At 38.5% G+C, this 14606-nt stretch carries 8 protein-coding genes; 7 read left to right on the plus strand and 1 reads right to left on the minus strand.

Features of this window, described 5'->3' with window-relative positions; translation table 11 throughout:
• Positions 1-113: 113 nt before the first annotated feature.
• Both MHH44_RS09515 and yfkAB read left to right on the plus strand, forming a co-directional pair.
• Positions 114-1931: a dynamin family protein gene (locus tag MHH44_RS09515; RefSeq protein WP_340798429.1), complete on the plus strand. Its 1818-nt coding sequence runs from the start codon at positions 114-116 to the stop codon at positions 1929-1931.
• Between the two features lie 135 nt (positions 1932-2066).
• Entirely contained in the window at positions 2067-3170 is a 1104-nt protein-coding gene (gene yfkAB, locus MHH44_RS09520) for a radical SAM/CxCxxxxC motif protein YfkAB (RefSeq protein WP_340798430.1), read from the plus strand.
• A gap of 111 nt (positions 3171-3281) precedes the next feature.
• Here the strand turns inward: yfkAB and MHH44_RS09525 are convergent, their stop codons facing one another.
• Positions 3282-5216, minus strand: coding sequence for a right-handed parallel beta-helix repeat-containing protein (locus tag MHH44_RS09525; RefSeq protein ID WP_340798431.1), 1935 nt, complete (start codon positions 5214-5216; stop codon positions 3282-3284).
• A gap of 282 nt (positions 5217-5498) precedes the next feature.
• Here MHH44_RS09525 and MHH44_RS09530 point away from each other — a divergent pair, with 282 nt between their 5' ends.
• The 5 genes from MHH44_RS09530 to MHH44_RS09550 all read left to right on the plus strand — a co-directional run bounded on the left by MHH44_RS09530 (position 5499) and on the right by MHH44_RS09550 (position 14303).
• Positions 5499-6617 (plus strand): AAA family ATPase, encoded by a 1119-nt coding sequence (locus tag MHH44_RS09530; protein WP_340798432.1) that lies wholly within the window; start codon positions 5499-5501, stop codon positions 6615-6617.
• A 24-nt stretch (positions 6618-6641) separates the two neighbouring features.
• Positions 6642-8024 carry a VWA domain-containing protein gene (locus MHH44_RS09535; protein WP_008407120.1) on the plus strand — a complete coding sequence of 461 codons (1383 nt, stop codon included), beginning with the start codon at positions 6642-6644 and terminating at the stop codon, positions 8022-8024.
• A 114-nt stretch (positions 8025-8138) separates the two neighbouring features.
• On the plus strand, positions 8139-8969 hold the full coding sequence (locus MHH44_RS09540; RefSeq protein WP_340799504.1) for a DUF2785 domain-containing protein: 831 nt from the start codon (positions 8139-8141) through the stop codon (positions 8967-8969).
• A 309-nt stretch (positions 8970-9278) separates the two neighbouring features.
• Positions 9279-11975: an aconitate hydratase AcnA gene (gene acnA, locus MHH44_RS09545; protein WP_008407118.1), complete on the plus strand. Its 2697-nt coding sequence runs from the start codon at positions 9279-9281 to the stop codon at positions 11973-11975.
• Between the two features lie 174 nt (positions 11976-12149).
• Positions 12150-14303, plus strand: a complete 2154-nt coding sequence (locus tag MHH44_RS09550; protein WP_340798433.1) for a 5'-nucleotidase C-terminal domain-containing protein — start codon at positions 12150-12152, stop codon at positions 14301-14303.
• The last annotated feature ends 303 nt before the right edge of the window (positions 14304-14606 follow it).

Raw genomic sequence — 14606 nt, forward strand, 5'->3', positions numbered from 1 at the left:
TTTTGTCGATTAAGTATGAGGAACCAATTATTTCGTTTTTCGTAATTACTTGTCCGTGTTGAAATCACTGCGTTTATAATAGAATAATAATCGTTTGTAAAGGAGTGACCCGTATGACTGAGCGATTCAGCGAACAGCTAAACAACTTTGATGAACATAATCCGTTGGAACAATTAATAGAACGGCTAAAACCTTTGCATAGTATTCTGTCACAAAATAGTTATGTAAAAGATACGACTATCCGTTTAAAAAGGATTATTGATGATGCGGACAGTCAGCCAATCGTCCTCTTTATCGGAAAAGAGCGGGTTGGGAAAACGACAGTAATCAATAGTTTAATCGGCAGAAACCTGCTGGAAGACCGGCCTTCAGAACCAACGAGGACAAATACATTTTTGAAATACGGTGATGAGGAATATATAAAAGCTGTTTTTCTGAACGGTATGGAAGTAATATTTGATATTGCCAACCTCTCGCTATTTACTATTTCAAATTCAGAAAGTGCGCAAATAATTCGTAAGCATTTGGATTATTTGGAAGTGTATATAACGTGTGAGTTATTAAAGAAAGTGACCATTGTCGACTCGGTAGCGCTGGAAACAGGCGCAAACAATACGGCCTACTTTTCACCGGCGCTATTACAGCGTTGTGATGAAGTATTCTGGGTGTTACAAGCGGGTTCGCCTGCAACAGAAGCAGAAGTGAATTTTATCGAACAACTGAACAAGACGGGGATAACGGCCCATTTAGTCGTAAACGGGATTGATCGGGTAGATGGGGAAGTGGAAGCCTTTCTTGAAGTGGAGAAAGAACGTTACGGCTACTATATTGGGGAGGATGTACCAGTTTCTGCTTTACAGGCACAAGAAGCGCGTAAGACGAACAGTACACAGCTGCTCATTGATTCCCGAATAACACAGCTGTCACAACTCATGTTCCAGTTAATTGATAACAAGCAGAAGAAGACACGCCATACGACGGAGCGGTTTTTACAATGGCTGGAACGATTGCGAGTAGAAATGAATACAATTCCGGCAAGAGAACCGTATGTATCGGCGGTTGAATATATCGTACAGCATCAAGGCAATCTTCATATTGATGCCGCTCAATTACAACAGGATAAAGCGCTCATTACTTCCTTTGAAAAACAATATGAAACTGTTAGTAAAGTGTTCAAAGAAGTACAAACGCTTTTTCAGCTGTTGCAGACACTGGAGAGCTATTCCTATCTACATGACCCCGTCGTGGACATGTATGAGGAAACGGCAGCGCTTTATCAAAAAAATGTACGTGATTACCGAAAATTGCATGTAGATTACATGATGGAATATGGCCAATTGGAGAAGCTATTCAAAAAGCAAACCGGGATGTCGCTAGCATTTCCATTGGAAGAGAGTGAACTTTCGTCGATAATGTCCGAGCAAATTCAAACGTTGAATAGAATCCGCACAGAATGTGAACAGAAATTGATGTCTATTAAAAAATACGAACAATTTATCCTGGAAAAACTGGATTCAGTCCAAGCCCGTCTGAACGATCTGACAAAAAAGCAACTGACAACAATACGTAATCAGGTGAAAGAACTGGAAGCCCAACAAATTCGCGAACGGTCCAAAATGATATCATATACGAATAAACTGGCGGAATTCAGCTGTATGGCCGAAGCACAAAACTTTCTTAAAGCTGCGATAGAGCCCCTTTTATTGGAAAGAGTGCTGCCGATTAAAAAGCAGGAGGAAGCGTACATCCGACAGACGATTGAACATATTATGACGATAGATTTTTCATATGAAGCACCAGCAGTAGCAGACTCGGGTGAACTGCTGGCACTGCTGAATTTGAAAGAAAAATACCCCCTGTTTGAGTTGCGGTTATCCGTAGAAGATATTGTATCGGACATTCCGGAATTACCGGGAATAATCGAAATCTAAAAAACTGCTGCGCGGAAATTCATCCCGTGCAGCTATTTGCATGTAACGCCCCCTCTGCGATTTCCTTGCAAACAATAGCCTTTGCAATACAACTGTTTTATGAGAAAATTGAACTCGCAGAAAGGAAGTATTTAAATGAATACAATTTTTAAACCGCATGATGAGTGGGAACCATATATTGATATCGATCAACATGGTAAATTAACTTTATCGAATATAGAGTTTACAACAACAAACTTATGTAATATGAGATGCTCGCACTGTGCAGTAGGCTATACATTACTAACGAAAGAGTTACCGGCCATTCCGGCAGACGAAATCATCCGTAAATTGGATGAAGTTGAAACATTACGCACGATGAGCTTTACAGGCGGGGAACCTTTATTAACGAAAAAGGGAATTAAAGATAATCTGTTACCATTATTGAAATATGCGAAAAGCAGGGGGATCAAGACACAGATCAACTCCAACCTCACTTTGCCGATGTCACATTATGAGCTGGTTGCTCCTTATTTAGATGTCATGCACATATCGCACAACTGGTGTGATGAAAAAGAATTTGTTGAAACAGGATTTGCTATGATGGAAAAAACGCCGTCAGTTGAATATAGAGGGAATTTATATCGTAATATTTTTGACAACGCACGAGAACTGTCAAAAGGCGGCATGTTTGTATCCGCCGAAACAATGCTAAACCGTAACACAGTGCCATTTATGGAGAAAATTCATCATGAAGTGGCAAATGAAATGCTATGTAAGCGTCATGAGATTCATCCGATGTACGCCAGCGATTTTGCTGAAAGTTTAGAAACGATCGGTTTGGATGAATACAGAAAAGTGATCAACGAAATTCTCGATTACCGAAATAAAGATATTTGGGTATTATTCGGAACATTGCCATTCTATCCGTGCAGCCGTGATGAGCGTGATCTAGCATTAATCAACAGAATCAATAACGCATCAAATACGACAATGAGAAACGATGTGGATGGTCGTTCAAGAATGAATCTCAATATTTTCTCCGGTAATATTTCGGTTACCGATTTCTCGGATGACGGTCAGGCGTTCGGCAATATTAAAAATGAATCATTGACTCAAATTTATAAGAGATGGCTAGATTCAAATATTTCTAAATCGATCAATTGCCATTGTCCTGCGGTGAAATGCCTTGGGGCGAATGTTATTGTTAAAAATATGTACTATCCTGAGACAGAATTTGTAAGTGGGAGTATTAAATAAACCTTCATAAATCAGTTTACCCTTCAATCCTACATGGAATGAGGGTAAACTGTTTTTTATTGTCCGCAAAAAAACTACCTGAAACTGAAAAAAGTTACAGGTAGTAATGACCTAACTGATTTCATCCAAATTCGATGAAATTTCGCTGTTATTTTCACTGTAAAACTTTGAACCGAACGAATTGTCGACCATTGTTTCAGACAGATAAATTTTCGAGAAGTTGACCGCTTGGATATTGAAATCAAATTTCGCATTTTGGATAATGCATTTCGAAGCATGGAGAACCGATTTATTTTGTACAAAAATATCAGATTCATGGCCTTCGATAATTTGTGTGGTGTTCACCTCAGCAGAAGATTCGGAGTCAATCCATAATTGAGAATACATATGATTGGAAATGAACGAATCTTGAATTAATGCTTCTGAATGGTTTTCAATAATTAAACCATTTCGTTCACCTTCCACCAATTCGCTGTTCTTTAATACAAGAGAGCTGTCATTGACGATGATTTGCGGCATTTTATGACAAGATATTTGGCTATCGATAATATGGACCGATGTATCTTTCATCGCCACAATCCCATTTGACTCACCGCCGCTAATTTGGGTTTGTTGAATCGTGGCATTTGTATTGCCTACCATTTCAATTTGAATTCCCGTACCATCTTTAACAACCGATTCGGTTACTTCCAGTTCACATTGATCCATGACAAATATACTTTTGCCACCGACTAATTCACTTTGGTAAATCGTCACAGTACTGTTATTTTTCCCTGCAATATGAGCCAATTCATTGTGATTGAAATGGCAATTGTCCACAGAAGCCTTTGAATGATTGACCGCTAAAATGCCATTCCCTTTATTATGATGCACTGTTGTGTTTAAAAGGAATAGTTCTGCCTCCATCACCGTTAGCGCTGCGTTTTTATGTCCTGTAATCGTACTGGAAACAATCGAACACGAAGCCCCTTTTTCCGTATAGATCCCAATCTGTTTGCCTTCCTGAATCGTCGCATCTTTTATTGTACAAATAGAGTTTTCGGTAATGAAAAGCTGTGGCAGCACATTATATGCAAACACCGTACTGTTGAAGTTTGCAATCGATTTTTCCTTTATATGAATGCCGACCCCTTGGCAACTGTACACCTCACAGTCCGTCATATTGAGTAAAGATTCAAGCAATAACTGTACATTTGCGATTTTATGGAAAGCAATCAATGAATTTTCGATCATTGCTTCCGAACCATCCCGTAAAATAATACCGGATTCATTGCCGTATTGAATTTTGCAATCTGTTACGTTTAGGGAACTTTTTTGCATCCAGATTTGGGGAAGGCGATGGTGCTGTATAGCTGTTTTTATTAAATGAATGTTTGAATGGTCTGATGCATATATACCATTACCTTCGCCGTGCATGATTTCGCTGTCGTTCATTTCCAATAAGGCATGGTCTTGAATAATGAGCTGGGTGCCGGAATGATGCTGGACTTTTACATGAGTCAAATAAGCCTTTGCATGAGATTTTACCCAAAGTGCCTGATTTGCTTTTGAAAGTGTACAATCTGTTAAATGAATTGTTGAATTTTCCGCTAATATATGGACTTTTTTATTATTTTCAAAATAACAATTTTCCAAATGGGCTTCACTATTGTATACCAACGTGACTGCCGCATCAGATGCACCGATGAATGTTGTATTTTCGCATTGTAATGTCCCGCCGTTCAGTGCCAACAGCACATTTGTACGTCCACCTTGAATAACGCAGTTTTTTAATATAATTTTACCTTCGACGTAAATTTGCGTTGTAGGTTGAATTGTCATGTTCTCAAATGTGACGGTCGCACATTCAGCAATCACGATCGTTCCTTTTATACAGACCGTTGCATCATTTGGTGCGGTAATCGTTCTGTTTTCCTCAAAAGTTAAAGTTTCTTTATATGTCCCGGATGCAACGATAATTTCATCATGGTTCATTGTTCGCTGCACCGCTTTTTGAATAGTTTTAATTCGTGAAAAAATTGAAGATGACACTCTTACTAACGCCATACGATTCCTCCTACAAAACATGCTATATCTAATATGTTCACGTAAAATAACAAAATTAATCATTTGTAACTAAAATTGTGTGGAAACATGAAAAAAATTTTTTCCTATGCTCTTACTAAAATAGTGCAAAGTCGCCTGAAATATTCCTAGTTCTTTAGAGGAAGAATTAAGACAAGCAAAGGTTTAAAAATCGTACAGGAAGTGTAACGTTATAAGTAGAGTATTACATAAACGTGCGGGTATACGGAATTACGAAAAGATAGAGGGAAAGGTGGTCAATCAATGTGTGAACAGCTGCAAACCATCCGTCAGCAACTGAATGAACGTTTTTATGATCGGGAAGAAGAGATTGAAGCATTATTAATTGCCTTATTATCACGACAGCATCTTTTATTTATCGGACCGGCGGGGACAGGAAAAAGCGTGCTGTCGTCCATGCTTGGTTCGATTGTCGAGGGAAGTCATTGTTTTCAGCATTTATTGACACCATTCAGTACACCGGAAGAATTGTTTGGTGTGCTGTCTTTGAAAGATTTGGAACAGGGGATTTATAAACGGAATGTGACAAATATGCTCCCGGAAGCCCATTTTGCGTTTATTGATGAAATCTTTAAAGCAAACTCTGCGATTCTGAATTCACTGCTCACACTTATCAATGAGCGGATTTATTATAACAACGGGTTTCCCATTGCTTCACCGCTTTTGACGATGGTCGGTTCCTCCAATGAATACATCGAAGAAGGGGAGGGACTAGAAGCATTATTCGACCGATTTTTGCTGCGCTATGAAGTGAATTATATTCGTGAAGAAGAAGCCTTTATTGCGATGTTAAAGGATGAAAGAAAAAAGGAAATTTCGAAAATAACATTGGACGAGCTGACCGAACATCAGCAAAGGACAGATAAGGTTGCCATTTCTGATACGATTTTTAAAGTGGTCGCTAAAATTAGGCAGGCACTTCATGATGAAGGGATTCGACCGTCCGATCGCCGTTTTAAACAGTCATTGTCAATTTTGAAAGCGAAGGCTTATTTAGACGGGCGTACAGAGGTGATTCGAGAAGACTTGACGATTTTGACGAATATTTTGTGGGAGACAATCGAACAAAAACCGTTAACAGAACAAATCATTAATGAAGTTGCCTTTGATACAGTAGAAGCGTTTATTCACAGGACAGCGAACGAGTTTGAAATGATTATTTTAACAGCAAGAAATGCGATGCTTCAAAAATCCCCGTTTGCTAAATCGGAGCTGAGTCAACTGCTCCTGCAGGGAAAAACATTATTTGTAGAAGTACAAAATATGAGCCGTCAAATCCCGAGCCGTCCGGAATTGCACAGTTTAAAAACGGAAATGCATAAACAATTGCTTCGAATTACTTCAGATGTCATCGGATTTTAAAGAATACAGAAGGTGGGAAGCTTCATGAGTGAGAACATACATGTAATCTACAGCCGAACAGTTTTTGAGAGCAGCACTGAGCAAAAGACCCGTTTTAACGAATTGTTGAAAATGGCCACTTTATTGAAAGACAGCTGCATCGAAGGTGAAAAAATTGTATCCGGCTTTACGAATATCATCGGAGATTGCTGGCATGCTTTCTATTATAAAGCGCCTGTAATAAATGAAAATGCAAAGCAACTGGACAAAGTGCAATATGATTTTATGAAAGAGCTGCTGAAAAATGAAGAATACAACCAATGGCATGCGCTGACAAAGGGCGACGAGCTGTTGAGTGTCCTTACTTCCGTCAGCATTGCCGAACAGCTTCTTAAAAGTTTCCAATATTATGAGGAGCAAAAAAACCCATTTCAGATCGAGCAACTGGAAGCCTTTCAAAAGCAGCAACAAATGCCTAGTGCGGCAAATGATTTACCGCAAAAAAGAGAGTATTTAAAACAGTTATCCAAAACATCCATCGGCATGATGCTTCAGGAAAATAAAAAGAATATCCATCAAACAAAAACTGCGGTCATGAAAGTAGGAACGATGGATGGGAAAAAATTGGAGCAAGTTCCTTTAAGCGATCAGTTTAAACTGGCAAAAATGATTAGCGAGCGAAAAGAATTGCATAAAATTGCCGAATTAGTCGGCCGTTTTAAAAAAATTGCGATGAAAAAGCAAAAAGCAAAACAAGCACAGACAATTCAGCATCACTCGGTTTCTTTTGGGCATGAACTGTCCCGACTACTTCCGGCAGAATTGGCGAACTATATGCTTGGACACAGCAAACTGGATTTTTTGAAGCGATTAAGCGAGCATCAAACACTCGTTTTTAATAAGAAAGGAAAAGAGCGTCAAGGAAAGGGACCGATTATTGTATGCATGGATGAAAGCAGTTCTATGACATCAATTAAAGCACAAAGTAAGGCGTTTTGTATTGCGTTGCTGAACATCGCCAAAAAGCAGAGAAGAGATTTTGCGATTATTCCTTTTGCAACAAATGTTGGGGAAATCAAATTTTTCAGAAAAGGTCAGGCAAAGACGCAGGAGCTCATTCAGTTTAGTGACAGTTTCATCGGTGGCGGGACGAATTATGAGCTGCCATTGCGTGAAGCATTAAAACTTTTAAAGAAAAGTGAATTTAAAAAAGCGGATTTGTTGTTCGTAACGGATGGATCCAGCTTTTTACCGTCACGTTTTATTGAGGAATTTGCACAAACAAAAAAGCAGAAACAGTTTGAATGTACTTCGATTGTATTAACAAATTTAATTAATACGGTCGATCTGAATGTTGTGGATCGGTTTTCAGATCGTGTTATTGAAGTAAATGAATTATTTGAAGCAGAAGATGCATTTGTTTTATAAAAAACGGGTATATTCAGAAGGTGTGCGTCTATTAGAAGAGCTTTTACCTAGTCAAATGTTGGCACGTCTCTTACAATGATGTTATGCATTTGGTAAGGAGGCGTCTTTTTGGTAGTGGAAGATTATGAAAAGTTTTTTGAAATGACGACGGAAGAGCGAAAACAATCGATTCAGGAGCACCCGTCGATATTGAATGATTTACTGGGAACAATCGGTCATGAAGAAGCAGCAATCCGTGACCAGCTCAACTATCGACTGTTCATCATGCTGTTATCGGAGAATGCACTCGGCGAAACAGTTATTACCGAATTTGTGAGCAAACTTTCTTCAACTGACGGTTTACTTTTTAATATCGGTGAGAATGGGACAAGTTCTGTTTTTCAGCGTTCCTATGTGGCTCTTTATTTAGCCGCAATCGTGAATGCCGATCGACAGCTTAACATTTTGACGAGTGAGCAGTTGGAGTTGCTTGCGCAAAATGCAGTGGCACTGTTAGCGAAGGAGCAGGATTTGCGAAGCTTTGTCGATACAAAGTCTGGCTGGGCACATAGCATTACGAATACAACGGAGTTAATTAGCGCAATTATTGCACATCCGCTTTATCCGATTCGCTTTACGGCTCAAATATTGCAGGCAATACGCGCGAATATTTGGAAGGGCTATGTTTTTATCGATGATGAGGAAGAACGTTTCTGCAATATCATTCAGGCATTGTTAGCCAAAAATATTGACGAAGAACTTTTCATTGAATGGTTTGAACAGTTGTTTGACCAGCTGGAAATGGTCGCCTATGAGCGGGGCTATGATGCATTGTGGTTTAAAGCAAGAACAAACCAGCTGAACTTGGCAAAAACGATTTATTTTTATCTGAAATTTGCCAATCGGAATGAAAAACTGCGCAGTATCGTATCAACATTCATTCAGCGCTGGCTCAAATTAAACTAATTATTTTATTTTAGTACAATAATAAAATAATTTTTATTCAAACTTTTTTCAAATAGGTACTAATAAAAATGCAATTTACAATGTATTAGAAATTTGTTGAGGAATACAGTGTGAGAAGAACTTTCTGACAAAGTAGGATTTCTAAATGTATTGCAGAAGAAAATGGTATTTCCGATAGGTCATAATTTTAACTTATCGCAAAAGATAATAATAATGCAATTTACTTATGTATGAATGTGCGTTATTATTGACTGTGGAGAAAAGAGCTTTACAACCTTTTCAATTAAGAAAAACTAGGGGGAACACAACATGGCAAACTTACACAACAGTCGTTCGACTTTTGAAGTTAACGGTAAAACTTATAACTATTTCCGTTTAGCTGCAATTGAAGAAGCTGGTATCGCAAAAGTATCACGCCTACCTTATTCAATTAAAGTATTATTAGAATCAGTATTACGTCAATATGATAACTACGTAATTAAAGACGAGCATGTTAATGAATTAGCTAACTTCGGTAATCACAATGCAGATGCTGAAGTACCATTCAAGCCTTCTCGTGTAGTATTACAAGACTTCACTGGTGTTCCAGTAGTAGTTGACTTAGCTTCATTACGTTCTGCAATGAAAGAAATGGGTGGAGACCCAGCTAAAATCAACCCTGCAATTCCAGTTGACCTTGTAATTGACCACTCAGTACAAGTAGACAAATACGGTAACGCAGCAGCATTACAAGCGAACATGGATTTAGAGTTCGAGCGTAACGCTGAACGTTATAACTTCTTAAAATGGGCTCAAACTGCTTATGATAACTTCCGCGCTGTACCACCAGCAACTGGTATCGTACACCAAGTTAACTTAGAGTATTTAGCTCCAATCGTTCACGTGAACGAAACAGAAGAAGGTTTAGTAGCATTCCCTGACTCAGTAGTAGGTACTGACTCTCACACAACTATGATCAACGGTATCGGTGTTCTAGGTTGGGGTGTTGGTGGTATCGAAGCTGAAGCTGGTATGTTAGGTCAACCATCTTACTTCCCAATTCCTGATGTTATCGGTGTTAAACTAGTAGGCGAATTACCAAACGGTACAACAGCTACTGACTTAGCATTAAAAGTAACTCAAGTATTACGTGCTCGTGGTGTAGTAAACAAATTCGTTGAGTTCTTCGGACCTGGCGTACCTGGTTTACCACTTGCTGACCGTGCTACAATCTCAAACATGGCTCCAGAATACGGTGCTACTTGTGGTTTCTTCGCAGTTGACGAAGAATCATTAAACTACATGCGCTTAACTGGCCGTGACGAAGAGCACATTGCTGTTGTTGAAGCTTACTTAAAAGCTAACGACATGTTCTTCAACCCGGACTTAGAGCCTGTTTACACTGACGTTTTAGAAATTAACTTAGCGGACATCGAAGCAAACCTTTCTGGTCCTAAGCGTCCACAAGATTTAATTCCTTTAACTGAAATGAAACGTGTTTACCGTGAATCAGTAGTAGCTCCACAAGGTACTCAAGGTTTCGGTTTAACAGAAGAAGAATTCTCTAAAACATCAACTGCTAAATTTGCAGAAGGTGACGTAGAAATTCCTGCAGGTGCTGTAGCAATCGCTGCCATCACTTCTTGTACAAACACATCTAACCCATACGTATTATTAGCTGCTGGTTTAGTTGCTAAAAAGGCGGTTGAGTTAGGCATTAAACCTGCTAAATGGGTTAAAACTTCATTAGCTCCAGGTTCTAAAGTAGTAACTGGTTACTTAGAAGAATCAGGTTTACAAGACTACTTCGACCAAATCGGTTTCAACACAGTTGGTTACGGTTGTACAACATGTATCGGTAACTCTGGTCCGTTATTACCAGAAATCGAAGATGCAATCAAATCAAACGATTTATTCGTAACTTCTGTATTATCAGGTAACCGTAACTTCGAAGGTCGTGTACACCCATTAGTAAAAGCTAACTTCTTAGCTTCACCACCATTAGTTGTTGCTTACGCTTTAGCGGGTACTGTAGATATCGATCTACAAAAAGACGCAATCGCTGTAACTCCAGAAGGCAAAGAAGTATTCTTCGCTGATATCTGGCCATCAACTGAAGAAGTTAACGAAGTATTAAATAAAGTTGTAACTCGTGAATTATTCCAAAAAGAATACGAAACAGTATTCACTGCTAACGAAGCTTGGAATGCAATCGAAACTTCAACTGAAAACTTATATACTTTCGATGAAAAATCAACTTACATCCAAAACCCACCATTCTTCACTGGTCTTTCTAAAGAGCCAGGTGCTATCCAAACATTAGCTGGAATGCGTGTAATGGCTAAGTTCGGTGACTCTATCACTACTGACCACATCTCTCCTGCAGGTGCAATCGGTAAAGATACACCAGCTGGTAAGTACTTAATCGAAAACGGTGTTGCAATCCGTGACTTCAACTCTTACGGTTCTCGTCGTGGTAACCACGAAGTAATGATGCGCGGTACATTCGCAAACATTCGTATCCGTAACCAAATCGCTCCAGGTACAGAAGGTGGTTTCACTACTTACTGGCCAACAGGCGAAGTTGAGTACATTTATGATGCTTGTATGAAGTACAAAGAAGCAGGTACTGGCTTAGTAGTATTAGCTGGTAACGACTACGGTATGGGTTCATCTCGTGACTGGGCTGCTAAAGGTACATTCTTACTAGGCGTTAAAACTGTAATCGCACAATCTTACGAGCGTATTCACCGTTCTAACTTAGTAATGATGGGCGTATTACCATTACAATTCATGGCTGGCGAATCAGCTGAAACTTTAGGATTAAAAGGTGACGAAACAATCGACGTTAACTTAACTGACAATGTTAAACCACGTGATATCCTAACTGTTACTGCAACTTCTCCAGAAGGAAAAGTAACTGAGTTCAAAGCGTTAGCTCGTTTCGACTCTGAAGTAGAAGTAGATTACTACCGTCACGGCGGTATCCTACAAATGGTATTACGTGCTAAAGCTGCACAACAATAATTCCATTCGATAACTTTAAAGACAAAGTCAATTTTTATTGGCTTTGTCTTTTTTTGTGCCTTTAGTATGAAATTTTTTGTTAATTAGAAGTAAAATTTTCCGGAATATGTGGAAATTTTTATAATATTTCGTTACTATCAAAAGGTAGGTTAAAATTTTGTAGGGGGTCTTTTGATGAAGAAAAAGAGAATGTATTCAGCAACAGCTTTAGCAGCATTTACGGCAGTAGCTGTAGGCGCAACAGGTGTTATGGCAGAAGAGACAATTTTTACGGATGTTAGTGCTAGCCATCCATATGCAGAAGGGATCAATTCTTTAACATCTGCAGGTATCGTAAAAGGATTTGGAGACGGTACATTTAAACCGGATACAACGGTTACACGCGGACAAGCAGCAAAAATGATTGCTGGCGCTCTTAAACTAGATACAACAAATGTAAAAAATCCTAACCTTAAAGATATTAAAACGTCTAACCAGTATTATAGTCAAATAGCAGCATTAGTAGCGACTGGATTTGTAAACGGTTATGAAGACGGTACATTCCGCACAGCGGATAAAATTACACATGGTCAATTGGCTAAAATTTTAACGAATGTATCAGCGGTATACCCGATTGATGCAACGGCTTTATTAACAGAGGCTAAAGTAGTATTTAATCCTACTAAACAACTTACACGTGGCGAACTATCAAGTGTATTGGCGACTATGATGGCTGCAGCTGCACCAGCACCACAACCGGAACCGGAAACAAATAATTATAAATTATCGATTATGCATGTAAACGATACACATTCTCGTGTAGAGGCGCTTCCAAAATTAATGACGGCTGTCAATGAACAACGTGCGAAAACACCGGATGCGCTATTATTGCATGCGGGTGACGTTTTCAGCGGAACTTTATACTTCAACGAATTTGAAGGACAAGCAGATCTTCCTTTTTTAAATGCATTGAAGTTTGATGCGATGACATTAGGGAACCATGAATTTGATTTAGGTGATTCAACAGAAGGACATAAAGCATTAGCGGAATTTATTAAAGCAGCGCAGTTCCCAATTTTAACTGCGAATGTGGATTTCACAAAAGACAGTCTGTTCACAGGTTTGTTCTCGGATTTAGTATCGAGCGAGCCTGAAAACGGCAAAATTTACGCTGGTATGATTAAAGAAGTAGACGGCGAAAAAGTCGGAATCTTCGGTTTAACAACAGCTGAAACAAAAGAAATTGCTTCCCCAGGCAGTGTGGCATTTGAAAATTACATCGACGAAGCAAAAAAAGCGGTAAAAGCGTTTGAAGATAAAGGTGTCGATAAAATTATCGCTTTGACACATATCGGTTATGATGATAATCCTGCAATAGACAATGATTTAACTCTAGCAAAAACAGTCCCAGGAATTGATATTATCGTAGGCGCCCATTCACATACAAAGCTAGAAGAACCGTTTATTGTTGATACTAATACAGTTGGTGAGAAAAAAGATGCAACGTTAATTGTACAGGCATATCAATATACGGATTTTCTTGGTACTCTCAATGTTGAGTTTGATGATAAAGGTGTCATCGTTAAGCATGACGGGCAATTAATTGAGGTTGGCAAATTAGCAGATGATGCGGAAGGCTTAAAAATGCTGGCACCATATAAAGAAAAAGTGGATGCATTGGGATCGGTAGAGATTGGAGTTACATTGACAGAAAAACTAGTGAACCCTCGTAAATCAGAAACTAGTCCTATCAGTGTGCGCAATAGTGAAACAGCATTAGGAAATATTATTACGGATGGTATGCTAGCAAAGGCGAAACAGTATACTGATAAAAAAGTAGTAATGGCATTACAAAATGGTGGCGGCATTCGTGCGGAAATTCCAGCAGGTAATGTAACAATTGGGCAAGTTATGTCTGTATTAACTTTCGGTAATACTTTATCTCTTGTTGAATTAACGGGTGCAGATATTAAAGCAGCTTTTGAAAATTCAGTTAAGGATGCCCCGGAAGAACATGGCCGTTTCCTTCATATTTCTGGAGGGAAATTAACTTACGATTCATCTAAAGAAGTAGGGTCAAGAGTTATTTCTGTTCAGTATTTTGATGAAGCGACATCCACATATGTTGATTTAAAAGATGATGAAACATATGTAATTGCCACAAATGCATTTACAGCTAAAGGCCAAGAAGGCTATACAACATTTGAAAAAGCGTATAATGAAGGCCGTGTAATAGATCTAGGTCTTTCTGATTGGGAAAATTTAAAAGAGCATTTAACTTCATTAAAAGAAATTAAATACACAACTGAAGGCCGCATTGTTGATACAGCTGCACCACAAGAAAAATAATTCCATAACTAAACCACTAATTTGGGCAACCAATTAGTGGTATTTTTTTTATTTTTTTTTGCAAAAAACATTATGGAAACTGAACTATTATCTTAATTACCGATAATAATTTAAGTTAGAATATTCGGATAAATAAAGAGAGTCCTAAAATAGAAAATTATTTAGCGATTATTTTGTCCTATTTTTTGTATATTAATATGAACAAAATTCACGTACTAACAAGAAAATATTTACATTTTCTAGTAGAAATATGTAAAAACTTAGAATATATTATTGTATATACGCAATGAGTCTTTATTCATT

It is taken from the genome of Solibacillus sp. FSL K6-1126 (assembly GCF_038003445.1).
GTDB classification, from domain to species: domain Bacteria; phylum Bacillota; class Bacilli; order Bacillales_A; family Planococcaceae; genus Solibacillus; species Solibacillus silvestris.

What these genes read in the sequence shown, in the direction of transcription:
- MHH44_RS09515 (WP_340798429.1), top strand. Translation starts at nt 114, where the DNA reads ATGACTGAGCGATTCAGCGAACAGCTAAACAACTTTGATGAACATAAT.
- yfkAB (WP_340798430.1), top strand. Translation starts at nt 2,067, where the DNA reads ATGAATACAATTTTTAAACCGCATGATGAGTGGGAACCATATATTGAT.
- MHH44_RS09525 (WP_340798431.1), bottom strand. Translation starts at nt 5,216, where the DNA reads ATGGCGTTAGTAAGAGTGTCATCTTCAATTTTTTCACGAATTAAAACT.
- MHH44_RS09530 (WP_340798432.1), top strand. Translation starts at nt 5,499, where the DNA reads ATGTGTGAACAGCTGCAAACCATCCGTCAGCAACTGAATGAACGTTTT.
- MHH44_RS09535 (WP_008407120.1), top strand. Translation starts at nt 6,642, where the DNA reads ATGAGTGAGAACATACATGTAATCTACAGCCGAACAGTTTTTGAGAGC.
- acnA (WP_008407118.1), top strand. Translation starts at nt 9,279, where the DNA reads ATGGCAAACTTACACAACAGTCGTTCGACTTTTGAAGTTAACGGTAAA.
- MHH44_RS09550 (WP_340798433.1), top strand. Translation starts at nt 12,150, where the DNA reads ATGAAGAAAAAGAGAATGTATTCAGCAACAGCTTTAGCAGCATTTACG.